Origin of the sequence: Mycolicibacterium hippocampi (assembly GCF_010723735.1) — a bacterium.
GTDB classification, from domain to species: Bacteria; Actinomycetota; Actinomycetes; order Mycobacteriales; family Mycobacteriaceae; genus Mycobacterium; species Mycobacterium hippocampi.
Genome location: NZ_BLLB01000002.1, coordinates 42,670 through 69,369 on the forward strand (window position 1 = coordinate 42,670; position 26,700 = coordinate 69,369).

At 63.2% G+C, this 26,700-nt stretch carries 23 protein-coding genes, 1 tRNA gene and 4 pseudogenes; 17 read left to right on the plus strand and 11 right to left on the minus strand.

Going from position 1 to position 26,700, the window contains the following annotated elements:
- The first annotated feature begins 185 nt into the window (after positions 1–185).
- A tRNA-Pro gene (locus G6N53_RS01085) sits at positions 186–259 on the plus strand.
- Between the two features lie 52 nt (positions 260–311).
- Here G6N53_RS01085 and G6N53_RS01090 read toward each other — a convergent pair.
- Positions 312–1,511, minus strand: coding sequence for a tyrosine-type recombinase/integrase (locus G6N53_RS01090; protein ID WP_234806100.1), 1,200 nt, complete (start codon positions 1,509–1,511; stop codon positions 312–314).
- Between the two features lie 137 nt (positions 1,512–1,648).
- Here G6N53_RS01090 and G6N53_RS01095 point away from each other — a divergent pair, with 137 nt between their 5' ends.
- The 6 genes from G6N53_RS01095 to G6N53_RS01120 all read left to right on the plus strand — a co-directional run bounded on the left by G6N53_RS01095 (position 1,649) and on the right by G6N53_RS01120 (position 7,070).
- Complete coding sequence (locus tag G6N53_RS01095) at positions 1,649–1,846, plus strand: helix-turn-helix transcriptional regulator (protein WP_043985064.1); 198 nt, start codon at positions 1,649–1,651, stop codon at positions 1,844–1,846.
- Between the two features lie 133 nt (positions 1,847–1,979).
- Positions 1,980–3,563: an AICE element replication initiation protein gene (locus G6N53_RS01100; protein ID WP_043985063.1), complete on the plus strand. Its 1,584-nt coding sequence runs from the start codon at positions 1,980–1,982 to the stop codon at positions 3,561–3,563.
- Positions 3,564–3,642: 79 nt separating this feature from the next.
- Entirely contained in the window at positions 3,643–4,101 is a 459-nt protein-coding gene (locus G6N53_RS01105; protein WP_163886508.1) for a transposase, read from the plus strand.
- A gap of 217 nt (positions 4,102–4,318) precedes the next feature.
- Positions 4,319–5,155: a TIGR04255 family protein gene (locus G6N53_RS01110; RefSeq protein ID WP_070953156.1), complete on the plus strand. Its 837-nt coding sequence runs from the start codon at positions 4,319–4,321 to the stop codon at positions 5,153–5,155.
- 122 nt (positions 5,156–5,277) lie between these two features.
- Entirely contained in the window at positions 5,278–5,904 is a 627-nt protein-coding gene (locus G6N53_RS01115) for a helix-turn-helix domain-containing protein (protein WP_131830098.1), read from the plus strand.
- Positions 5,905–5,987: 83 nt separating this feature from the next.
- The gene (locus tag G6N53_RS01120; protein ID WP_163886509.1) at positions 5,988–7,070 is read left to right on the plus strand and encodes a hypothetical protein; all 1,083 of its coding nucleotides are present in this window, start codon (positions 5,988–5,990) and stop codon (positions 7,068–7,070) included.
- A gap of 21 nt (positions 7,071–7,091) precedes the next feature.
- Here G6N53_RS01120 and G6N53_RS01125 read toward each other — a convergent pair whose 3' ends face one another.
- Positions 7,092–7,889, minus strand: a complete 798-nt coding sequence (locus tag G6N53_RS01125) for a hypothetical protein (RefSeq protein ID WP_043985058.1) — start codon at positions 7,887–7,889, stop codon at positions 7,092–7,094.
- A gap of 484 nt (positions 7,890–8,373) precedes the next feature.
- Positions 8,374–9,060, minus strand: a complete 687-nt coding sequence (locus G6N53_RS01130; protein WP_163886510.1) for a TetR/AcrR family transcriptional regulator — start codon at positions 9,058–9,060, stop codon at positions 8,374–8,376.
- Positions 9,061–9,159: 99 nt separating this feature from the next.
- On the opposite strand from G6N53_RS01130, the gene G6N53_RS01135 reads away from it, so the two are divergent.
- The 3 genes from G6N53_RS01135 (at position 9,160) to G6N53_RS01145 (ending at position 10,886) form a co-directional block, all read left to right on the plus strand.
- The gene (locus G6N53_RS01135; protein ID WP_163895270.1) at positions 9,160–9,675 is read left to right on the plus strand and encodes a PaaI family thioesterase; all 516 of its coding nucleotides are present in this window, start codon (positions 9,160–9,162) and stop codon (positions 9,673–9,675) included.
- Positions 9,672–10,343, plus strand: a complete 672-nt coding sequence (locus tag G6N53_RS01140) for a TetR family transcriptional regulator (RefSeq protein ID WP_163886511.1) — start codon at positions 9,672–9,674, stop codon at positions 10,341–10,343. Before G6N53_RS01135 ends, G6N53_RS01140 begins: the two co-directional genes overlap by 4 nt.
- A 78-nt stretch (positions 10,344–10,421) precedes the next feature.
- Positions 10,422–10,886, plus strand: coding sequence for a DUF6188 family protein (locus G6N53_RS01145; RefSeq protein WP_205390246.1), 465 nt, complete (start codon positions 10,422–10,424; stop codon positions 10,884–10,886).
- Between the two features lie 42 nt (positions 10,887–10,928).
- On the opposite strand, the pseudogene G6N53_RS01150 reads toward G6N53_RS01145, so the two are convergent.
- Together G6N53_RS01150 and G6N53_RS30760 are read right to left on the minus strand one after the other, a co-directional pair.
- Positions 10,929–11,977: pseudogene (locus G6N53_RS01150) on the minus strand (LLM class flavin-dependent oxidoreductase).
- A gap of 363 nt (positions 11,978–12,340) precedes the next feature.
- Positions 12,341–12,472 (minus strand): annotated as a pseudogene (locus G6N53_RS30760) (PaaI family thioesterase); the annotation flags it as partial.
- 36 nt (positions 12,473–12,508) lie between these two features.
- Here G6N53_RS30760 and G6N53_RS30035 point away from each other — a divergent pair.
- Positions 12,509–12,742: a hypothetical protein gene (locus G6N53_RS30035; protein WP_163886470.1), complete on the plus strand. Its 234-nt coding sequence runs from the start codon at positions 12,509–12,511 to the stop codon at positions 12,740–12,742.
- Between the two features lie 43 nt (positions 12,743–12,785).
- Positions 12,786–13,142, plus strand: a pseudogene (locus G6N53_RS01165) (class I adenylate-forming enzyme family protein); the annotation flags it as partial.
- Between the two features lie 554 nt (positions 13,143–13,696).
- Here G6N53_RS01165 and G6N53_RS01170 read toward each other — a convergent pair.
- Positions 13,697–14,932: a cytochrome P450 gene (locus tag G6N53_RS01170; protein WP_163886513.1), complete on the minus strand. Its 1,236-nt coding sequence runs from the start codon at positions 14,930–14,932 to the stop codon at positions 13,697–13,699.
- Positions 14,933–15,263: 331 nt separating this feature from the next.
- Here G6N53_RS01170 and G6N53_RS01175 point away from each other — a divergent pair, with 331 nt between their 5' ends.
- The gene (locus tag G6N53_RS01175; protein ID WP_163886514.1) at positions 15,264–15,812 is read left to right on the plus strand and encodes a TetR/AcrR family transcriptional regulator; all 549 of its coding nucleotides are present in this window, start codon (positions 15,264–15,266) and stop codon (positions 15,810–15,812) included.
- A 362-nt stretch (positions 15,813–16,174) separates the two neighbouring features.
- Here G6N53_RS01175 and G6N53_RS01180 read toward each other — a convergent pair whose 3' ends face one another.
- Genes G6N53_RS01180 through G6N53_RS01190 form a run of 3 tightly spaced genes read right to left on the minus strand, consistent with a single transcriptional unit; the run spans position 16,175 to position 18,203 of the window.
- Entirely contained in the window at positions 16,175–17,074 is a 900-nt protein-coding gene (locus G6N53_RS01180; RefSeq protein WP_163886515.1) for an alpha/beta fold hydrolase, read from the minus strand.
- 52 nt (positions 17,075–17,126) lie between these two features.
- Complete coding sequence (locus G6N53_RS01185; protein WP_163886516.1) at positions 17,127–17,561, minus strand: PaaI family thioesterase; 435 nt, start codon at positions 17,559–17,561, stop codon at positions 17,127–17,129.
- A 48-nt stretch (positions 17,562–17,609) separates the two neighbouring features.
- On the minus strand, positions 17,610–18,203 hold the full coding sequence (locus tag G6N53_RS01190) for a TetR/AcrR family transcriptional regulator (protein ID WP_205390502.1): 594 nt from the start codon (positions 18,201–18,203) through the stop codon (positions 17,610–17,612).
- Between the two features lie 860 nt (positions 18,204–19,063).
- Between G6N53_RS01190 and G6N53_RS01200 the strand changes: the two are divergent.
- Together G6N53_RS01200 and G6N53_RS01205 are read left to right on the plus strand one after the other, a co-directional pair.
- Positions 19,064–19,508: pseudogene (locus G6N53_RS01200) on the plus strand (zinc-binding dehydrogenase); the annotation flags it as partial.
- A 35-nt stretch (positions 19,509–19,543) separates the two neighbouring features.
- Positions 19,544–20,119: a carboxymuconolactone decarboxylase family protein gene (locus G6N53_RS01205; RefSeq protein ID WP_371870783.1), complete on the plus strand. Its 576-nt coding sequence runs from the start codon at positions 19,544–19,546 to the stop codon at positions 20,117–20,119.
- Positions 20,120–20,878: 759 nt separating this feature from the next.
- Here G6N53_RS01205 and G6N53_RS01210 read toward each other — a convergent pair.
- Positions 20,879–21,748 (minus strand): metal-dependent hydrolase, encoded by an 870-nt coding sequence (locus G6N53_RS01210; protein WP_163886517.1) that lies wholly within the window; start codon positions 21,746–21,748, stop codon positions 20,879–20,881.
- 102 nt (positions 21,749–21,850) lie between these two features.
- Between G6N53_RS01210 and G6N53_RS01215 the strand changes: the two genes are divergently transcribed.
- A complete protein-coding gene (locus G6N53_RS01215; protein ID WP_163886518.1) occupies positions 21,851–22,492 on the plus strand; it encodes a TetR/AcrR family transcriptional regulator in 642 nt (213 codons plus the stop codon).
- A 91-nt stretch (positions 22,493–22,583) separates the two neighbouring features.
- On the opposite strand, the gene G6N53_RS01220 is transcribed toward G6N53_RS01215, so the two are convergent.
- The gene (locus G6N53_RS01220; RefSeq protein WP_205390247.1) at positions 22,584–23,225 is read right to left on the minus strand and encodes a TetR/AcrR family transcriptional regulator; all 642 of its coding nucleotides are present in this window, start codon (positions 23,223–23,225) and stop codon (positions 22,584–22,586) included.
- 373 nt (positions 23,226–23,598) lie between these two features.
- Between G6N53_RS01220 and G6N53_RS01225 the strand changes: the two genes are divergently transcribed.
- A complete protein-coding gene (locus G6N53_RS01225; RefSeq protein WP_163886519.1) occupies positions 23,599–26,685 on the plus strand; it encodes an MMPL/RND family transporter in 3,087 nt (1,028 codons plus the stop codon).
- Positions 26,686–26,700: the final 15 nt, after the last annotated feature.

The window sequence follows — 26,700 nt, forward strand, 5'->3', positions numbered from 1 at the left end:
AACGCGAAGAAGCCCAGGTAGATCGATGCGCCTAACCCCGTCATCGCACGCCTCGTTTCGTTCGGTTCTGTCTGTCAGTGTGCATAACGCCACCGACAACCCGAATCCATCCCTCGGCGTGTCGCACCGGCGATAGGCGTTTGGCTTGAACCCTGGCCAGTGCGATACGCTGTCGTGGCTTCACGCGGGGTGTGGCGCAGCTTGGTAGCGTGCTTCGTTCGGGACGAAGAGGTCGTGGGTTCGAATCCCGCCACCCCGACTCGTGTGATCGCAGGTAGAGGCCCTGACCGGGAATTCCGGTCGGGGCCTTCTTACTTCCCAGTCCGCAGCTGGTCCGCAGTGGCTGCCAGAGACCGCATTCGCGCGGCATCTAGTGCAACTGAAACTTGCTCCAGGTCGTCGGGGAACAGGTCGGCATACGTATCCAGGGTCAAGACCGCAGAAGCGTGTCCCAGCATCGTCTGAACAGCCTTGACGTTGGCCCCGGCGCTGATCGACAAGGACGCTGCCGTATGACGAAGGTCGTGAGGCGTGACGGTGGGATACGCCGGGTCTGCTTCCTGAAGCCGTTGGACAGCCATGTTGAACACCCGCGGCCGCCACGTCGACACTCGCAACAATGCTCCGCCGGGTGACGTGAACACCAAATCGTCTCGTCGCTTGCCGATCATGATCGCGGCCAGCGGATCAGCAAGGAACGCAGGGAAGGGCACCGAGCGACGCTCGTGGGATTTGGGTGACGACCACACCACACGTCCCTTGACCTCGGCGACCGCCTCACGGATATTTACCCTCCGGCGGAGCATGTCGAAGGACTCCACCCGTAGCGCTGCCATCTCGCCCCAGCGCAGCCCGGTGTAGGCCAGGAATCGAACAACAACGGCGTACTCGCCGACCTCGCGGGCCAGAAGCTCCACCTGCTGGTGTGTCAGGTAGCCCCGCGCTCGGTGCTGTCGTCGCGGCGACTTCACTCCTGTGCACGGATTGCGGGGGATCCGTCGATCGTCGACGGCCATCTCCAAGATCTGCCTCAGGACGCTGAGCGCGTTCTCGATGGTGGCCGGTTTGGCTCCGCCCGCCGCCAATTGCTGCACCCACGCCCTGATATCCGACGATTGCACGTCGGCTACAGCGACCGCGGCCCACCGGCCTTCGACGTAGCCCGACCAGGCGAATGCGCGTGTCGCAACCGTCGTCTCCTTCAAATGACCCTGTGTGCCAAGCCATTTCCCATGCAGCTCACGGACGGTGATGCGCCCGGCTTTCGGCGCGACATAGGTGCCGATCGTCTGAGCGGCCGTGATCTCATTGAGAAAGGCCTGAGCGTCCACCTTGCGGTCGAACGAACGCGTGTTCTCCCCGCCTTGATCGTCGACGTAACGGGCCAACCAGCGGCGGCCCATACCGCTACGTGCGGTGGGGCTCCCGTCTGATCGACGCCACCGGTCCTCGACACCAGCCCGACGGTTTCGTCGCTGCAAGTCGACCACCTCCTCTACCGCCAGTTTCACACCGACCACCGACAGCCGACGAAAGCGTTCGGCTGGAGTCAATTTGTAGGCGAAGTTGAGGGTACTGGTGGACAAATGCAGGGCGCCACCACCACCGTTGGATTCGTTGACAGAACCCACCATTGAGGAGCAGCTACATGGATCTACTGAGCGCCAAACAGGTTTCGGACATCATCGGCGTCCCCGTTGGAACTCTCCGCTACTGGCGCCACTGCGATATCGGGCCGGCCAGTTTCACCTTGGGCCGCCGGGTCGTGTACCGGCGCGACGAGGTACTGCGATGGATCGCGGAACAAGAAACCGCGACCCGGCGGGGAGGCGGAGACGCCGCGTGAACCGCGCCCACGAAAGAGACCCCGGGGCCTAGCCGAGGTCTTTGTTCGAACCACCTGATCATCCGACACGGAAGTTCCACATGAGAATAGCTCGTCAACGCAGCCTGCATAAGCACGGTGTGCAGGAAATCCTATGAGCGACAACACCGAGACGGACAAGAAGTCGGTGGCCGCGCGCTTGGTCGGCATGGCACAGGAACGCTACCTGCTCGGACTCTCCGATGAGGGTGAGCCGTTCGGAGCTGACCGCGATCGCCCGCACTTGGTCATGCTCCTCCGCGCCGGCAAGGCCGGTCTACGCGCCGACCTAGCCGCACGGTACTTCGCCGAGACCGGCGCGGTCGCCGGCGGCCAGGCCCTGACTGACGCCACGCTGATCCTTGAAGGATTGGCTGCCACGAAGCCGCCCGAACGCCTGAACCTCCGCGTCGCTGACGATGACGGCACGATCTACATCGATACCGGACTACCCAACGGCCAGGTGATTCGTATCCGACAGGGCCGGTGGACGCTGACCGAGCGGGCACCTGTGCGCTTTCTACGCACCAAGTTGACCGGAGCGATGCCGCTGCCGGCTCAGGGCGGGGATATCGAGAAGCTCTGGGATTTCGTCAACGTCGACTTCGAAGACCGACCGGTCCTCCTCGCTGCCCTCATTGCCGCTCTTGTCCAGACCGACGTCCCACACCCGATCTTGGCGCTGTTCGCCGAGCAGGGCAGCGCCAAGAGCACAACCACCCGCATGCTGGTCGATCTCATCGACCCGTCACCGGTTCCCCTACGGCAGGCACCGCGTGATTCCGATTCGTGGGTCACTGCGGCGTCCGGGTCGTGGGTTGTTGCCTTGGACAATCTGTCGACGATTCCGCCCTGGTTGTCGGATTCCCTGTGCCGTGCCGCCACAGGCGACGGCAACGTCAAACGGGCGTTGTACACGGACTCCGATCTCGCGGTGATCAAATTTCGGCGGTGCGTCATCATCAACGGCATCGACGTCGGCGCAGTGCGACCCGACCTCGCGGAGCGACTGGCGACAGTCGACCTGCGACGCATTGATCGCCACATGCGACAACCGGAAGCCACGATGCGACAACAGTGGCGCACGGCTCTACCAGGCATTTTGGGCGGGCTTCTTGATCTGGCCGCCGTGGTTCATCAACGGCTGGAAACCATTTCGGTCGACGTGTCGCCACGGATGGCGGACTTCAGTCGCACGCTGGCGGCCGTTGACGAGATTCTGTCGACCCATGGCTTCCGGCGTTACTTGTCACGCGCCAGTCAACTCTCCGAGGACAGCCTGTCCGCCGACCCGTTCATCGAACAGCTAAGGCTGCACATCCGGGAACCGCTCATCGGAAAGTCCGGCGGCGACCTGCTGGCGACAGTCACGCCGACCGGCGACACCTGGCGCAGACCAAAGGAGTGGCCTCGGAACGGCCGGGATGTCACAGCCGTCCTGCGACGGCACGCACCTGCGCTCCGGAGTCTGGGTTGGGCGATCGAAGACGATGGCGCTCGAAATCATCGGAACGTGCTGCTGTGGACCATCTATCCGCCCTACAAAGATGTGTCGGCCAAACAACCCTCGCAATCCTCGCGTCCCTCACGCATTTCGGCTCCGCGTGAGCTGTCGTCCTTTGTTCAAGATCTGCCGGCGCCCCGCCAGACCATCCCGAACAAGCATTCGGGCGACAATCTCGACGTCGAGGCCTCATGACCGCGCTCGTCGTCACGGCTGCGCCGGACCTTTCGGGCACAATCAGCACCACGTCCCTCTACGTGAGGAGTTGGTGTCCGTGAGCGCGCAATTCGAGGCGATCGCCCAGGCGGTCATCCACGACTGGCCTGACTACGGGTGGTCCGGCCGATTGGAGGCGGCCATCAAGCAGCTGTATCTGTCAGAACTTACTTATCCGGCAACATGGTCCAGCGACCGTTGCGAGGAGTTCGCAGAGAGCCACGCCGGCGACGACGCGCTCCTTCTCACCAGCTCACTGGACGACCTCATCGATACCGTCACAGATTGCTATGTGCGCGATCACGGAGTTCTCCCCCATCGTGACGATTCAGCTCTGTTACTTACAGCGGCGCGTCGGGACGTGCTCGACGAGCTGGAGCTCCGGTTCGCGGCTGACCTACCTGCCGAGATCGCCGCGTTGACAGCCCACGGTGTTGGAAGGGCAAATGGCTCTCTGACGGCGTGCGGGCCGGCCCAACGGCGGCAGAGCAGCACACTGCGCCTAAGCCGTCCTTAGGTAGGTTCCGTTTTGCGGCGGCACCATCCGCTTCGAAATGGCCTTTTCCACTCCCGTGTCGACAGACGAGATGCGATCGAGCGGCGCATAGATCCCTTGAAGCCGCGTTCGCTATTTCCGGACCGGGGGCGCTGCCTCTCCTGCTCCTCATCTCTGACGATAGCGCCTACACTTGTCGGTAGGTGCATCTAAGGTGCATCTCTATGGACAGGACAGTATGACCATCGATCCACACACACTTCGCCCAGCTGAGGACGTTCCATTGGGGGGGCTGCCCTCGGCCGATCCGACCCTGCTCGGAAACGCTCCCCTCGAAGTCGCAGTGATCGAGATCCGGTATACCGCCCGTACCGACGAGATCACACCGGAGGTCGCCGCTGCTTTCCGGGACGACCTTGTGGAGAACACGGGGGTGGACTTCCCGAGCATTCAACCCACCGTCCAACAGCAGATGAGGATCGACTTCGGGGCCAACGGCGTTTCCCAGGTGGCAGCGGAGTCCAGTGGGTGGCAAATTGCTTCCGCGGACGGAGCACACGTCACGCTCATGCCCGACATCCTGATCATGCAGGTCAACCGCTACGAGCGATGGCGTACCAGCATGAAGGCTCCGCTAACCGTTCTGGTCGAATCTCTCGGACGGTTAGTCAAGCCATCGTTGGTGCACCGCATCGGTCTGCGGTACGTCGACCGCTTCCATGACAGTGGGTTCAACTCTGCAGAGGCTTGGCGTGGCCGGATCGACGACACCCTTCTGGGCCCTGTGCTTAACCCAGTGTTCGGCGGCAGTGTTCGAGGTGCTCAACAGCAGGTGGAGATCCGGCTTGATGATCATCACGGCGCGTTGCTGCGGCATGGACCAGTTCGCGATGATTCGGGCAAGTGCGTGCAGTATCTACTCGATACGGACGTGTTCCGCCACTCCTCATTCACGTTCGACGTGCGAGAGGTCGTCATCTCAGCGGAGCGGCTGAACCGCACTTCGTTGTCACTTTTTCAGGCGTCGGTTACCGATACCTACCTGAAAGAGCTTCGAGAAGGGAGCGCGAAATGACGATCATGGAGCAGCAGCCGACCGGCTCCCGCGTGCTCCGGTCACCTTCCTGGGCCCGAGCACAAAAGGGCCTGTACCCGGCCCCTTGCGAGGACGGACTCTGGTCCAGCACGTTCGTGGAGATGAGTTCATCGCCGGGGTTGCGGGATGTCGTCGCGCATTTCTCTGGAGCCCTCGACCCGTGCGGATGGGATCAGGTTCGCGTCGAAGTTTTCAAGAGTCTCGACGGGCAGATGAACCTTCCGGGCTCGGCGCTGTGGTTGACGATGCCGTATACATTCATCGATACGGTGCTGTCCGACGAGCAACAGATCGACGAGACGGTCGACGTTCTTGATGCCTTCGAACGAATCCGAGCCGAACTGGGCCTAACGCAGAAGGAGATGTTCAAGGCCACCGGCATCAACAAGCGCACGTTCCACTCGTGGGCGGCAAAGCCCCCCGCCAGCCGGCCCCGTGTAGCCAGCTTGGGTGGACTGTGGGAGTTGGCGGACGCCGTCGACGACCTCCGCAGCACACTGGACCAGCCGATGAACAGGTGGCTGCGTGCCGACAAGAAGCGAGCCTCCGCACTACTCGACGGCCGGTTCGACGACCTCGTTGACCTGGCTGTGGATCGGACGCCGTTCCCTCGGCGAGAGATCGGCACTTCGGTATACGAGGGGATCGCCGAACACGTCGAGACACCGATCATTCGAACCGGTGGTCCGGTGGTGACCGAGAACGTCGAGGACGGATTCGCCCGGTGACTATTGATCGACTCCTGCCGGAGCGATGGCCCCCGCACACGCTTCTCGCTCTGGAGCGGTGGCGGCAAGGGCATCTTCTCCCGATGGATCGCGGCGCATGGATCGTCCCAGCGTGGGTAGATGACCCTGTAACCGGAGAACCCGCTGCCGATGGAGCGTTGGGTGAGGTGCGTGCTCGGTCAGCACCATTGAGCGACAGCGGGTATGCCGCGGTGGTGTCACAGACCTGCGACATTGCGGGCGGTCCCGGGATGCGGCATCCGCTGGTGCAGGCATGCCCGGTACGCGACATCTCAGTCTTTTCGACGGAGAAGGTCCAGCAGATCAAAGACCATCAGCTCTCCGACTACGTCTGGCTAAGTGAGCCTCCAGTTCCTGGAGCGGTTTGGGCCGTGGACCTGCGCGCGATCGTTCCGGTCAGCAAGGGTTTGCTCGCTGCGCAGGAACCGGTCGTGGGGCTCGCCTCGATTGAGGACGAGCTCATTCTCGGACAGCGCCTTGCCAGCAAACTTGGCCGGCCTGCTGTGCACGATGCGCTTGCCGGTCCGGTATTCGAAGCTCTGCGCAAACTCATTTCGAAGGCGAAGAAGTCGCAGGACTGGTGCGATGACGTCGAACAGCTTCGTTTGGAGATCGTCGAGGGGACCACACTGTATCCGAAGCGTGTGCGACTACTCGTGCTGACAGACGTCCGCTTCGGACCGTCGGAGAAGAAACCGCTTCGCGACGAATGGAAGTCCCATCGGAAGTCATTGAACGCCGCCGGGATTACTTGGGAACCAATCCATTTCCTCACGGTCGACAAATGGCCCCGTGCGACTCTATCGCGCGTCGGTACCCATCGAAGCGCCGACTCTCGAGCGCGGACGGTTTGCATAGACCCACTCGGGGTGTCCGCCTCACCAATCGCACAGCTGATTTCGGACAGGGTGGCCCCACGTACCTATCGAAGCACGCCGCGGTCCGCTCCCGGCCGGATCGCGGAGTCAGAAGGCAGGTTACGAGCGACTGCGCTCACTGGCGACGGATCCGCCCTAGGGCGCTCGGCAACGCCGATGCCGATGTTGCGCAGGACGCACATCGATTGCCTGGCGGGTTATCTGCCACGTGACCCAGGTTACGCAGCGCGCATCACGCGGGCACAACGGGCGTTGACGACCAGATGATCGATACGGTTGCTGAGCCGTTCAGGCGCGATACGGATAAACAGCTTTGGCGAGATCACGCGCCGCCGTCAGAGTCGCTCGGTCGAGGTCCTTGTGCCGTGCCCGTTCCGTGAGCCTCGCTAGCAGCGTGCACAGCGCCCGCTCGTCCCGGGAGGCAATGTCTGCGGCGTCGAGCGCGCTGACAGGGACAGGAGCCGGTGAATCTTCAGGCGTCAGGGCGAGGTCGGTCGCGGAACCGGCCCTCGGCACCTCGACGACGCGGATCGGCGTTCCATGGCGCTCGGCAGCCATGCGTGCAGCAGATGAGTCGCGCCGACACGTGTCCGAGCAGTAGAGCCGGCGGCGTCCGCGACGTGGCCTGTCTTCAGGATCCATCATCAACACATCGCATCGCACGCACCGCGGCCACTCCGTGTCCACACGAGCGTCGCGCCATGCATCAGCGCGCGCAGCCGGTTGCTTCTTAACGGTTTTCGCCGCCTTGCTGCGCAGCAGCGCGCGTATCTCTCTGACATCAACACCGACCAGCTCGGCGATAGCCGCCAACGTCGCGCCACGTTCCCGCATGTCCTTGATCGATGCACAGGCTTCCGCGTAATAGCGGCTGCGCCTGCGCTGCGCCTCCGCCTCCGCTTGCTGGCGAGACTGCGCGACGCGACGGGCCTGCCATTCGTCCACATCCTGCAGGCGTCCGATCAACGCCCGAACGGCGGTCGCGTCATCGGCGTTGGCACGGTCCTGCTGCGCTCGCACTTCGTTCGCTCGGCGTTGCGCCTCGACGGCGCGACGACGCGCCTCCAGTTTCGACACAGCAGTCATGTCGACAACCTACGAAGCAACGCGAGGTTTGGTCCACGACCACAGCCACATTCGTCTCAGTTCCGCGCGTCGCTCAGCGTCACTTCCGATGGCGCGCCCCGGCCGCTGTCGTCACTGCCGAGTAACCCGCCCCGCTTGCCACCAAGCCATCCCTGCCAGCCAGTTCCTCCAATTCCGACACACCTCTTGCACTCTGGGGCCAGCACGATCACTTTTCGTCGGACGATAAACACGCATCGATCCGCAATGCCATTGACGAAAGTGCTACGGGGTCTCAACGCGAGCAACCGCACTGCGAACGCTGAGGCGGTTCACGTCGCCTGGCCCGACATAGTCGTCGTGGGCATGCCTGCGATCTGCGTGCACGGCCCCTAGCGAGTGACGGCGAACATTTCGCCGGTGCCATCGCCGACGTGACTGGAGTGCAGAGGAAAGTTCGAAGACCAGCCAGACTGGGCGCAGTGAAACTCGTTGTGCTAGAGGGCTATGCGAGCGGTCGCCCTGCATGCAGACTGGCGGCCTTCACGCGCTTGGTCTCGCCATCGTCGCTCTTGCAGTGGGCGGTGAGAAAGCCATCGACGAGGTTCACGCAGTCGTCGTGAGTGATGGCGCGAATGCCGGTCATCCGGGCAAACGCCAGTGGGCCGACCAGTTGGCACAGCGCCAGTTCCCGGTCGAAGTCGTCGAGTTGGGCTTGTGCTCTCGGGCTAGAGAGTATGGCGTCGAACGGTTGCCGGTACTGGTCGACGACTCGGGCCCGCAACGCTCCGGATGTGTGTCGATCATCGGCTTCGTTCGTCGGGCCGGTGGGACCAAGGGACAGCCATGCCAGCGTCGTGACATGCAGTGGCGCGTCGTTGAAAAGAGCGGCTTGGCGGCTTAGCAATTCGATCAACTGGTCACGCAGAGGGCCGCTGGTCGGTGTTGGAGTTGCCACCTGTGGAAGCAGTCGCTCGAACGTGGCTGCGAGCAGGTGCGACGAACTTTGGAAATGGCGGTAAAGCGTGGTTCTGGCCACTTTGGACGCTTTGGTGACGGCATCGATCGTGACGGCTTCCACGCCGCCAGTGCTCAGAAGGGTCGCGGCTGCATCCAGCAGTCGATTTCGGGACCGGATTCGCCGCGGGTCCACGTCATCGTCAGGGACCGGCGCTGGCTGACTGTCGCTCACTCAATTCACCTCGGCGGTCGATTTCACGCGATGCTGTCCTGTCAGTCTAGCATTGTGGTACTAACGGTATCGAAGCGAAACCGATAGTATTGGAGCGTGATGGTGCCCGGAAGCGCGTCGCTGCCGGAGCGGTTACCTTCGCACACGACAACGTGCATGGGTTGCGGCCCCGACAATCCCCACGGACTGCAGTTGGTGGTGCACCGCAGCGGCGACGCGGTGTACTCCGATGTGACTTTCGACGAGCGCCACATCGGGGCTCCTGGGCTGGCCCATGGCGGAGCAGTTGCGGCGGCGTGCGATGACGTCTTGGGATTCACATTGTGGATCGCCGGCACCCCGGCGGTGACTCGCAGCCTGACGGTGGAGTATCTGCGGCCGGTGCCGCTGCATCAACCCCACAGGATCACCGCCCACATCCGGTCCCGCGAAGGACGGGCGCTGCACGTCACGGCGACAGGCACTGGTGAGCGTGGGATCACCCGCTTCACCGCCAATGCAGTGTTCGTCGCCGTCAGCCCCGAACACTTCGCCGCACACGGCGATGTCAGCGCTTTCGGCGATCTCCTGGAGCAGTTCGCGCGCCGCGGCGGTCTCGACCCGGAGCCGTCATGACTTTCCCCCAGGCTCGCAGCCACGGGACAACCCTGCCTTCGGAAGCGAACTCGGTCGCTGCAGAGAAGCGGGCCGCTAACGCGTCGCGTTCGCGCGCCTCCGCACGGCGCCGGGAAGCGATTCTGGATGCAGCTTTGGCCGTGGCCGCGGCGGGTGGTTACGAGGCGGTTCAGATGCGGTCGGTCGCCGAGCGGGCCGGCATCGCCGTCGGCACGCTTTACCGCTATTTCCCGGCGAAAACCAACTTGTTGGTGGCGGCGCTGACGCGCGAGTTTCGCCGACTCAACTCGGCTGACGACTGGGCTAGCGGGGAGGGCACGCCGCTGGAACGGCTCGAACGTCTCACCGCACATCTGCATGACCGCTGGCAGCGCGACCCCTGGCTGACATCAGCCATGACACGGGCCTTCGCCGTTGCAGACACCCGCGCCGCCGCGGAACTAGACCGCGCGGCCGATGAGATCCAGATCCTGCTGGCCCGCACGCTCAGGGGCGGCGAGCCCACCCCTACCGATCTGCACGTCGCTGGGGTCATCTCCGACATCTGGTTGGCCAACCTCGTGGCCTTCAGCGGCCACCGCGCGACAGCCGCCGACACCCGCAACCGCATTGACCGAGCCACCAGGCGCGTCGTGACCAGTGCTGCTAGGCCCACCGCCAACCGGTAACGATACTACTGGTATCGCAGCGCTACTTAGCGTACTCTTTGGGGATACGGCTCAACGATGCGTCGAAAAGAGACTGCCATGTACACCCAATGGATCGAAAACCTTGTCGTACAACGCCTCTCGCTGCATGGCGGCCTCGTTCTGGATTTCGATGACTACAACGAAATCGTCATCTCCTGCCCCCTGCTATTGACCCTTCCTGCCGTCAGCACCTATCCCATCGAGGCGGTGCGTATTGACCCCCTCCGGATCGCGACCCACGAACGCCCGTTGTTGAACCTCGCCGGCGCGGTGTGCACCCAGGCCTGGTCCGGCGACGATGGAGGGCTACACCTGGGGTTCTCGCGCGGACACCGCATCGATGTCGATCCCGACGCTGAACAGACAGCATGGGAGCTCTATGGCATGCGCCACGGCTACATGGCCTGCCTGCCTCAAGGACGGGTACGCGTGGTCCGCCATGACCTCCCCGACACCGACGACGCCAACATCGTCAACAGCGCCACGCAATCATCGGCGGGGTCGGCGCGGCAGACCGACTAATGCGGAGGCGGCGACGGGTCGACGTGGGCGGCAATGCGTGGATCAGATTGGACGTGGACCGGACTGCCCTGGCGACATCGAGGCGGGCGAGCATTCCCGAATGATGCTGTCGAGGTTTTGCTGCACGCGCTCGGGAGCGATGCCAACCGATGGTGAATACAGCATGATGTGGTCCAGGACGCCGTCGTAGCGGCTCAGTTGTTCACGGACCTCGTCTGCCGTCCCGGCGACACCCATGGTGTCGATCATCTCCTCCGACACCGCGGCGAACATCGCCGGGAAATCGCGCTGGGCGAATGCTTCCCGGATGGTTCGGCCTTCGCTGGCGAAGCCGTTTACATCGAGTACCGTCTCGTACGATTTGACCGAGGAGTAGAACGCAATCTGCTGCGCCAGTTCGCGCCTCGCAACCTCGGCGTCGTCGTGAATGGCGCACATCACCATGGAAATGATTTCCACGTCATTGGGGTCGCGGCCCGTGTGCGCGGCACCCCGGCGATAGCGGGCCGGACGATCTCCTCGACGTAGGTGGTCGTGAACAGGGGATGTCCGGCCAGGCCGTCGGCCACCCGCCCGGCCGCCTCGCACATCCGGGGCCGAACACCGGCAGTGACGATCGGGATCGCCCGGCTGGAGGGTCCCACGTCGCCGGTCGGGGTGAGATTCATTCTGTAGAAACGGCCCTCGTGATGGATCGGGCCTTGATGCAGGTTCCATATCCGGCGCAGCAGCATCACGAGTTCTTCCATCCGCAGTGCGGGTGCGGAGGTGTCGGGCACGCCGTGCCAGTCGCTCATCATCCGTTTGGTGCCGTTGCCGATGCCCAGCACCAGTCGTCCGTTGGAGAGTTCGTCGAGGTCGCGCGCCTCGGTGGCCAGCACCAGGGGGCTTCGGCCGACGCCGTAGAGAATGGAGGAACCGATCCGGCAGTTCTGTGTGCGGTTGGCCATCGCGGCCATGGAGATCGATCCCGACCGAGAGTAGAACTCCGAGGCCCATACGGCGTCGAACCCGGCCGCATCAGCGGCCTGGGCGGTCTGGGCCAGTGACTTCAAATCCGCGCCGAGAACCGACAGGCCGTAGGTGCTCATGACCGGTCTCCTGTGCGCGGGCGCGGCCCGTCGAATATGACGGTGCTGACCCGTGGCCGCCGTCTGGTGGAGGTGATCCTCGGCGACCAGGTACATGAGTGCGTTGATGGTGTTTGCGTCGAGCGGGGTAAGAGACGTGGAACGCGCGCGGCCAGCCGTGCGCCACCTCCAAGGCTGGTGCTCAGCATCTTCCATCCCTGGTGATTGCACAATGGAGGGTGTCGAAGCCGCCTGCTGTACGGAGTTGGTGAAGTGCGCCAGTGTGACGACGACGAACAGCCCGGACGCGGACGCGACCAACTGACTAGTGGTTTCGTCGCGTAATTCTGTCCGGACTTCGAGTTTCCGGCCGGTCTTGGACACCAGCTCGGCGCTGACCTCGTAGGGGACCCCCAGCAATACCGGCGCGTAGAACTCGGTATCGAACTTGCGGGTGACGGCCATCTCACCGACGACGTACAGCAACATGCCCACCATGTCGTCGAGTACGGTCATGACTGCGCCGCCATGTGCGATACCGGGTGCGCCGCGATGTCTGCCGTCGAAGATATGCCTGGCACCCACCCCGTCGCCATGCCGACGCGCTCGCAGGCGATGACCGTGCGGATTGTCTGTGCCGCAACCAAGGCACCACGGGTGGTGCGCATCAAGGTAGTCGCCGTCGGCGGCGACAGCACGATTCTGAAAGCTATGCCACCATGCGATGGCCGAATCTTCTTCCGCTTGCTCTTCGATGACGAAACCCTCCTAAATAGACCCACGTAGCGCGTGATTCACCAAATACGACTGAAGAATTGCGCCGGCGTCGACGCTGGTCGACCGCAAGAAGGACATGATCATCTCGGGCGGGGAAAATGTCTACCCCATCGAGGTCGAGCAGGTCCTGTTCCGCCACCCCGGTGTGCTCGACGCCGCGGTCGTCGGCGGTCCCGACGACAAGTGGGGTGAACGCGTCGTCGCCGTGGTGGTGGCCGACCCCGCCGCCGAACAGGAACCCGGCGCCGACGAACTGATCGCCTGGTGCCGCGAACGGCTGGCGCATTTCAAGTGTCCGCGCGAAGTGCACCTCATTGCCGAGCTGCCCCGCAACGCCACCGGCAAGCTCCTCAAGACCGAGCTGCGCAAGCGATTCACCGGCGTCGAGGGCGGTGTCGTCCAGCGCTGAGGCACGACACCGGAGGCGGAGCGCGGGTTTGGGAAGTGTTGTCGCGACGAGTAGCCACGGTCACCGCTGCAAATAGCTGAAGATGTTATTTGTCGCTAACGTTTAGAGGCGCAGGTTGGGACTTGTCGGCTGAGACAACCGGGAGGTATACGACATCCGGCAAGTGTTGCGGGTGGGTCTTGCCATGCGCTCGCCTGTCACCTTGCGCGATAGGTGCTTGAGCGTCCCTGACCTGACGCCGATGAGCTTCGGCGAAAGGGGTGCTTCAGTGTCGTACGCGGCGGCCGACGACTCCACCCGATCAGCCTTCCCGCAGTAGAGCCCCGTGGCAGCGTCGAAACATGAATCGGACTCGGACCACGAGGCCCGAGACATCTGGATCGCCGTCGGTCACCACACCCATCCGTCCGAGATTATCGGTGTTACTACGCTGCGAGGAGTACCGCGGTCGACTGCGGCCAAGCCCACGCTCTGGCGTGGCGCACCCAGCTGAGATCCACCGTCACCGATTACGCGTTGGTTCGCGCATCGGTTTCTCGGACAGTCCTCGTTCATCACCGCGCGGGTGTCAGCCGGATCGGCAGGTAGGTGGTGCCCCGAAGTGAGCTGTTGGTTGACCAGGTGGCCGAACCGGCCGCTGCGATGGCCGAGGCTTGGGAAGTGAGTTCGCGGAGCACCGCCTGGCCCTCCATGCGACTGAGGGTTGCTCCGATGCACATGTGAACGCCGTAGCCGAATGCGATGTGGTTGCGTGGATTTCGGTCAGCGCGGTAGGTATCGGGATCCTCGAAGACCTCAGGGTCGCGATTGGCCGCGCCGAATGCCAACAAGAGCCGCGACCCGCTCGGGATAGTCACCTCACCGACCCTGTAGTCGGTGCGAGTGTAGCGGTACAGGTTTTGGATCGGCGCCGAGTACCGCAGCTGTTCCTCGACAGCGCTGGGGATCAGGTCGGGATCGTCTCGGATCATGGCGAACTGATCGGGGGCGTGGGCAAGAGTGTCGAACATCCCGCCGATGAGGTTGGTGGTGGTTTCATTCCCAGCGAATAACAGGAGCATCGCGATGAAGAAGAGCTCGTCGTCGGAGAGCTCGCCGTCCTCGTTGTTATCGACGAGCCGACCCAGTACGGTATCTGACCCCTTGAGCTTGCCCGAGGCCAACTGATCCTTGAAGTACCGGCGCAGTGCCGCAATCGCCCGAACCCCCTTGAACCCCTGCCGCAGCCCGGCGGGGCTCACGCCGGCATTGATGACGCCGACACCGTCTTCGGACCATGATCGAAAGTTCTGGACATCTTCGGGCGGAATCCCGATGATGTGCGCGATCATTCGGATGGGCAAAGGCACGGCGAGGCGCTCCATCACGTCGCAACCGGGGTTGGCGACGACGTCGGCGACGAGTTCTTTGGCGAGTTGGTCTGCCATCCCCTGCCAGTCGCTCATCGCTCCCTTGGTGAATCCGGGTTGAACCTGTTTGCGAAGCCGGGTGTGGTCATCGCCGTCGGTGAGCACCAAGATCGGTGCCGAGATCTTCATTCGGGTGACGCCCTGGCTACTTGTGACGGCCTCGGTGTCGCGTAGGGCTGCTCGGATGTCTTCGTGCCGGCTCAGAATGAAGGTCGCACGTTTGGGGTTGTAGTGCACCCGCCCTCCGGCGTGCAGCGCGCGATAGGCATCGAATGGCTGCGCCGCGGTCGCTGGATCGAGTGGATCGTAATCGGTGTTTACCGCGCCGGTCCATCCTGCATAGCCACGGCGCCGGACCCGTACGGCCGCAGCAATGTTCATTCCGATAGCCCCCACCACCGGTGCCCCGATTTGCCGCACCGCGCTATCCGAGCGCAATCTACTCATCGGTAGTCCCCGCTACGGTCGCCGGACGGTTGGTGCCTGAGCGCGCTGCGCAGTATGTCATGGAATCAAGGCTGGCCAACGGCGATCCACCGCGTCAATGGTGCGGCAACAGTTGATGGGAAATCGTCTGCCCTCGGCGGGCCTGGATTATCACTATAGAGCTGTGAAATGCTAATACTGCGATTGGGAGAGTCTATTAATTCTCATTCTGAGAATTCTCCCAGAAAAGCGGACCAGGGGTGTCGAACATCGGAAGGCCTTGGAAGTGACAGGCAACGACTGGCTACTCGAGCAGCCCAGAGCGGCCGCCGCGACTGAAAGGATTCTCCAGGCGGCCGCGAGTTTGATCGGACGCCGAGGCTTCGATGATTTCTCCATCCACGAACTCGCCGCGTCGGTCCACTGTTCGCCGGCAACGATCTACCGTCACGCGGGTGGGAAAGCCGCGATTTGCGAAGCGGTCGTGGTGAGGCTGTCGTCGCGCATCGTCAACGCCGTGGACGACGCAATCTGCGATTTGACAGGGCATGAGCGGATCGTCGTCGCCGTCAGCGTGGCCCTACACCACCTCCGCACGGAACACATTGTCCAACAACTGCTTCGGTCATCCAATCCGAAGACCCGGCGATGGATCGAGACCTCGCCGATCGTCACCGGCATCGCGACAAGCATGATCGGCTCAGATCGTCACGACGAGGCCGCCGCCCAGTGGTTCGTACGCGCAGTGCTTGCGCTGTGGCACTGGCCGGCAAGCGTTCCTGGCACAGAACGTGAGATCATTGAGCGGTTCCTCGGGCCAGCTTTGAGCGCGTAAAGAGCGTGCCACTGAGCCCAGCAAGGCCTTCGCCTTCGTCTCCCCAAGCCGATCTCATTGTCGATGTTGACGACGGTTGAAAACCCGGCCAGTTGCGACGTTGATAGAACTCATCCCGGAACTACCTCCTCACCTTTTGACCGGAAATGACAGCGGGCCCTGCTGGAGGTGTGGACGTGGAACCTCATCTTCGTCGGTCTGGCCATTGCCGGTCTGGCGTTGTCGGTATTTTTCGATTGGCATCGAGGCCTTCGTACCCGCGGATGTGCCACCCGCCCGAGGAATGCGTTCACGGAAGTGGTTCGTGAGGCCATGACAACCTGCCGTCCGGGCCGCGGCCATCGCAGGGCCCTGAAAGACACTCAGTCCGACGAGTCGTTCAGCGTGCGGTCGAGAAAATCTGCGACTGCCGAGGTGAAGGCGTCGTTGTCGTCGCCCGCAACCATATGACCCGTACCCGAAACGTCGACAGCCTCGGCGTGCGGTACGACTTCGAGGAACTCCTCGACCGACTGCTGCGATGTCACATCAGAGTGGACGCCGCGGACAAGTAGCGTTGGTGCTCGCACGCGGCGCGCCCCTTCGACGAGCAGTTCACTTATGGCGCCGAATCTTTCCGCGCCGGTTGCGGGATCGCCCTGCAAGAAATCGAAGTTGGAGGCTACGAACGCTGGATCCCATCGCCAGATCCACCGACCGTCATCGCGTTGCCGCAGCACTTTGCGGAGTCCGTCCAGGTTCTTAGGACGAGCGCGATGGCTATTGTACTCGGCAATGACGTCCGCAGCGTCATCGAGCGTTTCGAATCCGTCGGGGTGGGCGGCCATGAATGACACGACGCGGCGTGCTCCGTGAAACTCCATTCGGGGAGTGATGTCGACCAGGACGACGGCTCCCCACAGGTCCGCGGGCGCCACCAAGTGCGTTCCCAACACAGTCATGCCGCCCAAGGAAGCGCCAACGACAGCCGGCGGACGACCATCGCTGGCATATCGGCGAATGGACAGCAGGTCGGATGCGAGCCGGTCGAGATCGTATCGACCATTGGGGTCCCACTCGCTGTCGCCGTGACCGCGGGCGTCATAAGCGACGACGGTATAACCGCGCGCGTGTAAGCGGCGCGCAGTGGCCGCCCAGGCGTGGCGGTTCTGCCCACCGCCGTGCAGCAGTATGACGACTGCGCGGGCGGATTCGTGTCGGTAGATATCGGCTGCGAGAGCGGTTCCGTCTTCGGTGCGGACGCACTCGAACGTAGAGCTCATTTGGTGTGCCCTCGACGGTCACCTCGGACGGCGTCCTCGTTCCACGACCGGATCACGAGGCGCTCTGGCCGACGACGGTCACTGTTCCCTGCGCGGCGCATACCGGGCGCCCCGTATTGGTGATGTCGATCCTGGCGACGCCGCTACGCTTACCCAGCGCGATGATGTCGGTGACCGCAACGCAGACTCCACTGGACACCGGACGCAGCAGGTTCAGTTTGAATTCGGTTGTGGCGACCCATGACCCAGGAGCGATCACCGGATAGAACACCACGCCCAAGCAGTGGTCGACCATCGCCGACAGGCAACCGCCATGCAGAGTGCCGAACGGAGTCAACAGATCGGCCCGGGCGTCCATTTCCACGACCAGCCGCCCGGCGGAGAACTCGATGTGGCGGAAGTCCAAGTACTTGGAGAGCCCTCCCGGGGTTCCCGCCGCATGCTGGAACTCCTCGGCTATTTGCTTGTTGAACTGCGGGAAGTCCATGGTCAGCGCCTCGTTTCGTGCTGCGATACCGATGCCATGGCTGAGACACTACTCCGCAGTTGTCGCAGCAATGCAACTGTGAGTGTCGGCCAGTAGAGCGGGAAGCAGGAATCGACGCAAGAACGCGTCGATGCCTTCGGGGCTGCGGTGCCGCGGGCCGCGAACCGAGAGCAAGCTGAGGATGATGCGCAGAATCCATTCGGCCGCGTCATCGACCGAGACGCCGGCTTCGAGTTGATGCCAGTGTGCGGCGAACACGGGTCGCAGGAACTCGGCGACGAGTTCGAACAGCGCCACCGACGTTCCCTCGGCCAGTCCCACGCCGGCGAGTTCATCGTCGCTGGCGAAGAGCATGCCGATTATCGGTTCGCGACGGGCCGCGCGCACCGTGACTGCAACGAACTCCAATATGGCAGAGCCTAAGTCTGTATGCGCCAAGATCCGTCCGCTGATACGGTTCAGGTAACGTTCCGCTGCGCGCACGATGACACCGGATACGACGGATTCGCGACTCGGGAAGTAGCGATAGACGGTGGCGCGCGATACGCCCGCTTGCCTGGCGATGTCCTCCATCGTGGTGCCCGGCAGACCTTTGCGTTGTTGGCATGTTTCGGCGGCGTCGAGCAAGCGGTCACGCGCCATGTCGCGGCTCCGTGCAGGTGCCGCGTCGCCCCGTCGCAACGGTCTTCTCGTCACGAGTACGAGTATGCCCTGCCAAACCGATTCGCTGTGCCGGATACCGGCGGTTGTCGCATGGAACCGGATGTGACAATATCGCAGCCATGTCGCATAGAAGGCGTCGACGATGAGCGTGAACTGACCAGTGGCCATCCAACCACGCACTCCTGTTGTCGTCGGCGTCGGTGAACTCACACACCGCGGTGAAGACACCGTCGATCCCATCGATCTGGCCTCCGAGGCCGCGCGCCGAGCACTGCAGGATGCTTCGGCCGCGGTCGCGCACCGCATCGACATCGTGGCGACGCCGGGAATCTTGATGATTCCGCGCGACAATCCCGCGTCGAGGATCGCCGAAGCGACTGGGCTCACGCCGAACCATCGCATCAGCTGTCCGGTCGGCGGCAATACCCCCCAATACCTGGTCGAGGTCCTTGGCCGCCGTATTCGGCGCGGAGTCAGCGACGCGGCACTGATCGTCGGAGCGGAAAGCGGTGCATCAGGGCGAAAAGTAGCATCCGGTCGCGCGCTGTCGGAGCCGAGACCCATTGCGGTACGAGACGAGTCGCTTGGTGACACACGCCCGGGACTGAGCGAAGCCGAGATGCAAGCCGGACTACATTGGCCGCACGAGGTGTACCCGATCTTCGAATCCGCGATCGCGGCCCGATCAGGCCGCACATTCGACGAACAGCGCCGCTGGCTGGGAGACCTGATGGCTCCGTTCACAGTTGAGGCGTCCCGACATCCCGAGCAGGCCTGGTTTCCCCGTGCCCGTAGCGCCGATGAGCTCAGCACGGTCTCCCCGGACAACCGGATGGTGTGTGAGCCGCAAGTTCGGCGCGGACCTGACCATCGACGTCACCGAAGACGACCCGGCGCAGGCCCTGCAAATGGCGACCGGCCCGGCTCGCAGACGTCGTCGTCGACGTCACCGCGAAGGCGCCAGCCGCATTCGCGGACGCCGTCGCACTCGCGCAGCCCGGCGGACGCGTGGTGGTCGCCGGCACACGCGGCGGCGGAGGAGCGCCGGGCTTCGAGCCAGACCTACTCGTATTCAAGGAACTACGCATCTTCGGTTCGTTGGGCGTCGACCACCCCGCCTACCGCAGCGCCATCGAGCTTTTGGTCTCGGGGCGGTGGCCCTTTAGTGAGTTGTCCCGCGACGTCGCGGGTTTCGCGGGCCTGCCGCAGTTGCTCGACGTCCTGGCCGGCGCCGAGTCGGAGCGGATTCCCGCTCTGCACAACGTCTTTGTGCCGATCGCCTGACAGCGCCAAGTGGCGCCCTACCGAAAGGAAGCACCGTGAGCAGCCAAAGCCGGGTTGACATGCTTGCCCTGACAGATGCCCGCGAGCGCGCCGCTCAATGCGGGATTCCGGACGCCATGGCTGAACTGTCTGTTTTCAGGATCGCGCTTCATCAGCCCCCTGTGGCCATTGCATTGCATGGAATGCTGGAGGCGTTGCTGTGGAAAGGCGCGCTGGATGCGCGTCTGCGGGAGCTGATCATCATGCGAATCGGCTGGGTCACTGGTTCGGTCTATGAATGGACGCAACACTGGAGGGTTGCCCGCTTGCTCGAAGTGCCCGAACGCGACCTGCTCGCGGTGCGCGACTGGCAGAACGCCGGCCACTTCGGCGAAGCCGAGCGGGCGGTAATGGCGGCGACAGACGAGACGTTGCGTGACGGCACCATCTCGGATGAAACCTGGGCTGAGTGTCACCGCGCGTTGCACGGGGACCCGGCCGTCCTCGTCGAACTCGTCGCCGCGATCGGGAATTGGAGATTGTTCTCAGCGCTGCTGCGGTCCTTGCACGTGCCGCTAGAAGACGGCCTCGAAGCATGGCCCCCTGACGGAGTTCGACCCTCCGTTGACTGAAGGGTGATCGGCTCGCCATGTCGACTCCGTGCTATGACTCTGCCCCTAGCACCTGTTGGTCAGGATCTGACGATGTCGAACGGTCGGGCGGTTGCATCTGCAGACGGCGATTCCACCACCGAGGATTGCGCCGGGCCTGAAGACTGAGCCGACGGAATTCCATCCGCTGCAGTCGAAGGAGAACTGGAACACCCACCAGCGGGACGATCGCGCCACGGACCGCACCTCGGCGACCATTCTCCAGCAATCCGGCTACAGTACTGATTCCCGAAATGTAGAGAATACCGTTGTAAGGCACCAGGAGTGGGCCGCATAGTCCTTCGCACTCGGACAGGCTTGGCACACCAAATCTCCAGCGCTTCGGCCAGTGTATGAAGTGAGCCAACACGGTCGTCAGGAACAGGCCGTTCACAACACCGAGGACAGCCTCGTGACGCTTATCGGCACGTTCCGCCATGCGAAGTACTACTGCGGTGCTCATGCCCCAACCCGTCGCTGCCGGCACCGGTCCAATCACCGACGCGAACGGCATCGCAACTCCGCACAGCAATTCGTAGAAGACATGCGCGCCCGCTGACACGGCGCCAACTTGTGTCCAGATTTGCCGAGACGCCTTCGGACGCTGACGGGACGGCGGTAATGGCCCTTCCGCCCGCATCAGCGGAATGCCTGAACGCGTGATGCGGCCACGGCGCAACGCACTTCGTCGTGAAGAGGTCGTTCCATATGGCGGCTTTCACCACAAAAGTACTTGTCGACCTACACATTACTCCGTAGCTGTTGGCCGCCATCGGCGTCGAAGAGTTCCTTGGTCCAACGTTCGAGGATTTCTGCGCTATCCCAGTCGTCGGGATGGAACCCGGCGTGGGTGTAGGAACGGAAGCGCTCAATCGCTGCTCGGCTGAACAGCGGGTTATGACGGAAGGCTCGAAGGCTGCGCAGCAACCGCACCGGGTTGTAGGCGGCACGATCGCCGGCCAGAGAGCGGGTGGTCTGGATGACCAACTCGGTGAACAATAGGAGACTGGCGATCCGCATTCCCCAGACCTTGGTTCGTTCGCTTCCACCGACCGTCTCGTAGACATCGAAAGCGACGGCCTTGTGCTCGCATTCCTCCAGTGCGTGCCAAAGCAGAATCGGCCGCACCTCGGTGTAGCCGATCAGTTCTTGAGCTTCGTCGCTGGTGAGAATGATCTCGGCGAATGTCGCCGTGTAGTGCTCGAGGGCTGCCGTCACAGCCAGGCGCATCTTGGGAGAAAAACGCTTCTCGAGTCGGCCAACCAACTTCTTGATATGCCGATCGATCCCCTCGGTGGGATAGCCCATCGCTTGAAGGCGATCGTTGAGCAGCCGATGCTGGTGCCGATGGGTGGCCTCTTGAGCGATGAATCCCTTGACCGCCTCCTTCAGGTCAGCGTCGCTGATGTGGTCCCGGTACTCGCGGACTGACCGGATGAAGAAGTCTTCGCCCTCGGGGAACGTGGCCGACAAGGTGGACACAAAGTGGCTCATCACCAAGTCGCCATCGACGAAGTGCTGCCGACTGGTCCCGGCAGGCATGTCGAATCGGACACGGCGGGGCTTCGGGACGACCCGCGTGGTGGGCCGCGTGCACGAATCGTCGCTCATGTTGTTCTCCTGTTGTCATGGGCACTGATGATCTGACTTTACGCCTAGTCAGAATTAGATGGCAAGCTATGCGTTGTGCGATCGGTGCGGGTGTACAGCGGGATGTCCGCCGAGGAGCGTCACCGGAACAGGCGCACGCGTCTCATCGAGGCCGCGATGGGGTTAATCGGCACGCACGGCGTTGCCGCCGCCACGGTGACTGCCGTATGCGCTGAGTCCGGCGTGACGTCACGCTACTTCTATCAGCATTTCCCTGACAGAGACGCCCTCTTGCGAGCTGTCTACCAGCAGCTCTACGCAACCTTCCAGGAGGTGATAGTCGACGCGATCCCCGATGCCGGCGCCCCACCCGAGGTGCTCGCGTACGCGCCGATCCGCGGGCTGGTCAGCATGATCAACAACGATCCTCGACTGGGTCGGATCTTGTTCGTGGAATCTGCAACGGAGCCGCTGCTTCGGGAGTTACGCAGCGACATGATGACCGGTTTCACCGACCTCGTATTGCGTGAGGCCAGACTTCACCTTGACATCGCCGACTCCGCAGTGGGCGTTGCCCATTTGGCCTCGACATTGGGCGTGGGTGGGTTATTCGAAGTCTTGCGCCGCTGGCTCGACGGAGAACTCGAGTTCACCACCGATGAACTCGTTCAGCACTGCGCAGGTTTCCTGGGCAGCCTCGGCAGCTATGTGCTGCTGCAGAACGCAGTCGAGTCGGCCACGACCAAAGCCAAACCTCAGAGTTAGCTTCTGGCGCCTCCCGGCCGCGCTTCGCGAATGTCGAGGTGCCTCCGCTTGCTTGATTCCGGACTGAACACATGAACGCCGCTGTACAACATTAGAGGCCAGCGTCGTCGACCAAATAACGTTCGGCGAGCGTCTCGGCAAGCCGACTCGTGTGCTCCACGATCTCCCCCTGGATGACGTCAAGCAAACCTGCATGCCATGCGGTGATCAATTCGACGAAGCCACCGACGGCCACCAGTGTGTCCATCCGAAGGGCGGTTTCATCGGCTTCCGGCCTCAGGTGTGGCTCACTGGCTGCGATCACCAGGTGTGTCGCCTCCTGCAGTGCGACAGCGCGCCGATCCTGAAGCGGGGAACTGCCCACATGTTGAGCCAGTAGAATCTTCGCCCTGCCCGGATCCTCTGCAATCCGCGTGACTACCGCGGCGATGGTCACGCGGATGGTCTCCATCGGCGGCTGCCCGATGTGTTCTGCGAGGGTCGCAGAAACCTCACCGAGCATCTCGTTGCGCACGCCGTCCCATGCAGCGACAAGTAACTCGTCGCGGGTCTTGAAGTCTTCGTAGAAGTAACGGTCGTTCAGGCCGGTTTTGGCGCACACTCCTCTCATCGTGACTGCTGCCCAACCGCTTTCACTCCAGATTTCCGTCGCGGCATCAATGAGGCGCCGACGGCGCTCCGCCCGGCGTTCAGCACCGGTACGCCCGCCCCATCTCTTCGACCGCGTCCGCACATGTCCATCTTGGCAAACCACAGTAGGTCGCAACGATCTGGTCGCAGCCGCCCCCAGTGGGGGCGCATGCCACCATAGGACTCCGCGGACTGCAGCGATTGACGATCTGAACGCTCGGACTTCGAGTTCTCAGAGACGTGGCAGCGGCTGTCGTCACTCCCGCCCCCAGCAGTGACCGTGCGCCACTGGCGAGGGTGGCGGTAGGAGGCGCCCTGCACGCCGTGCAGGTATTCGTGGCCGACCGGCCCGCTGCAATCCCGTGGGGAGTCGACTCATGACGCTCTTGAGCGAGGCCACCACCGGTCGCCGTCACCACTTGCACTACGTGCGGTAGCGTACCGATACCGGCAGTATCGCTACCAGTGGAGGCCAAGTGACCGACGGCAGTGCAGATGCCCCAAGCCAGGCCAAGCGCTCTCGCCGGCGCGCCAACGGCTCGTCGACCCCGGCAGACAGTCGCGAGTACAGCGTCCGACTGGCCGCGCTAGGTCGGTTCACCCTCCGACATAAGGCTGTGGTCATCGGGGTATGGCTGGGTGCCGCGGTGGTGCTCGCACTGCTGTTTCCTCAGCTGGAAACCGTGGTGCGCCAACAGTCGGTGGACCTGATACCTCGCGATGCGCCGTCCTTGCAGACGGTTGACCGCATGAGCGCCGCTTTCGGCGAAGAAGGCTCGAAAACCATGGTGTTCGTCGCCATGGAAGACCCCAATGGCTTGACTCCGACTGCCCGGCAGGGCTACGGCGAACTCGTGGACCGGCTGGAAGCCGAAAGTGACCACGTCCTTCTGGTCCAAGACCTACTGGCCGATCCGATCACCGAAGCCCAGGCGGTCAGCGCCGACCGCAAAGCCTGGTACCTGCCCGTCGGTGTCACCGGCACCCTCGGAGACCCCACGGCCTCAGAATCCATCAATGCGGTGCGCGACATCGCAGCGGAGGTGTTCACCGGCTCGACCACGACCGTCCAAGTGACGGGACCACCGGCGACCTTCAGCGACATGATCGCCTCCGTCGAGCACGACCTGCTGCTGATCTCAATCGCTACCGCAGGCATGATCGCCCTGATCCTGCTAATCGTCTACCGGTCGGTTTTCACCGCGCTGTTACCGCTCCTGGTAATCGGGTTGAGCCTGGCAGTCGGGCGCGGTGTGCTGTCTGTCCTCGGCGAGTTGGGCATGCCGGTCTCCCAGTTCACCGTCGCCTTCATGACGGCGATCCTGCTCGGCGCCGGAACCGACTACACCGTGTTCCTGATCAGCCGATACCACGAACAGCGGCGCGCCGAAGTACCCGCCGATCAGGCCATCATCCACGCCACCGCCAGCATCGGGCGCGTCATCCTCGCCTCCGCCGCCACCGTCGCACTTGCCTTCCTGGCCATGGTCTTCGCGCGGCTCAGCGTCTTCGCCGCCCTGGGCCCCGCATGTGCCATCGCCGTGCTGTTCGGATTTCTGGCCACCGTCACCCTGCTGCCACCCGTGCTGTCGCTAGCCGCCAAACGCGGCATCGGTGAACCCAAACCCGATCGCACCCGCCGCTACTGGAACAGCGTCGCCGTCGCCGTGGTCCGCCGCCCCGTGCCACTACTCATCGTCAGCCTGGTCATCCTGCTCGCCCTATCGGCAGCCGCCACAACCATCAAAATCAGCTACGACGACCGCAAGGGACAACCAGACACCACAGCCAGCAACCAGGGCTACCAACTTCTCGACCGCCACTTCCGCAAAGACGTCGTCATCACCGAGTTCCTCGTCGTGGAAAACCCCACCGACATGCGAACCGGTAAAGGACTGGCCGATCTCGACGAAATGGCCTCCCGCGTCTCCCAGATCCCCGGCGTCACCAAAGTTTCCGGAGTCACCCGCCCCACCGGAGAGCGCCTCGACCAAGCACAACTGGCCTGGCAGAACGGCCAGATCGGCGACAAAATGGCCGGCGCGGTCGCCGAGGGCAACTCACGCAGAGACGACCTCACCAAACTCACCAATGGCGCCGATCAACTCGCCGACGGCCTTGCCCAACTCGACAGCACCGTGCGCACCGCCCTCACGCCACTGGCCGGCATCCTCACCCAAGCCCAATCCGCGGGAAGCCAAGTCAACCAGTTCCGCCCTCTACTGCAGCAACTTTCCGCCACAGCCCCCGCCGTCGACCAAGCCATCCAATCCGGCCCAGGACTACGACCACTGGCCGACCAAGCGCAAAACGCGATCACACAGCTCGACCCGCTCGTCGGCGCCCTCAACACCTCACCGTGGTGTGCCACCACCCCACAATGCGCCCAAATCCGCGACCAGGTGCAGATCCTGGTCACCCTGCGCGACAGCGGATTCTTCAACCAGATCGCCGACCTCGGCGACCGCTACGATCCCGCCACCAACGCCACCGTCGGTGGCACCCTCGCGAATGTCCAAAACGCGGTCGCCTCACTGGACAAGGCATTCGGAGCCCTCGGCAACCCCGCCGACCTGGCCACCAACCTCCGCCGACTGCAGGACGGAATCGGGCAGCTCGCCTCCGGCGCCCAATCACTCGCCACCGGCGTCCGCACCCTCGCCGACAGCAACATCGAAATGCTGTCCGGCATGAGCCAGATCGCCAACCAACTACAGAACTCTTCGCGCGCAGCGGCTGACTCCGACTCCTCAAGCGGGTTCTACCTGCCCGCCAACGCATTCGAAAATCGACAGTTCACCGACGTCGCCAAACAGTTCCTCTCATCTGACGGCAAGACCGCGCGCTTCATGATCGAAACCAGCAACGACCCCTACAGCGTCGAAGCCATGGACCTCGCCAACCACATCACCGACATTGCCAACACCGCACGACCCAACACGTCACTCGCCGACGCGACCGTGTCCGTCGCCGGCTTCCCCGCTGTGAACTCCGATATCCAACGATTCCTGTGGGCGGATTTCGCACAATTGGCCATCGCCACCACGATCATCGTCGGCGTCATCCTGGTCCTGCTACTGCGCGCTCTCCTGGCACCGATCTACCTGTTAGGCACGGTTTTGCTCAACTACCTCGCCTCGCTCGGCATCGGCGTGGTGGTCTTCCAATGGGTACTGGGCCAAGAGATCGCCTGGCCCGTACCGCTGCTGGCGTTCATCATCCTCGTCGCCGTCGGCGCCGACTACAACATGCTGCTCGTCTCACGGCTCCGCGAAGAATCCGGGACCAACATCCGGGTCGGCGTCCTGCGCACCGTGGCAAACACCGGAGCCGTAATCACCTCCGCCGGGGTTATATTCGCCGCCAGCATGTTCGGCCTCATGGTCGGCTCAGTCGCCATCATGATCCAAGCCGGCCTCATCATCGGCTTCGGACTGCTGCTCGACACCTTCCTCGTGCGCACCCTCACCGTGCCCGCCATCGCCACACTCCTACGCGAAGCCAGCTGGTGGCCTACCAATGCAACGCGGACCCCAGTAGCTGACACCGCCACGCAGAAATAATGAGCAACGCACTAC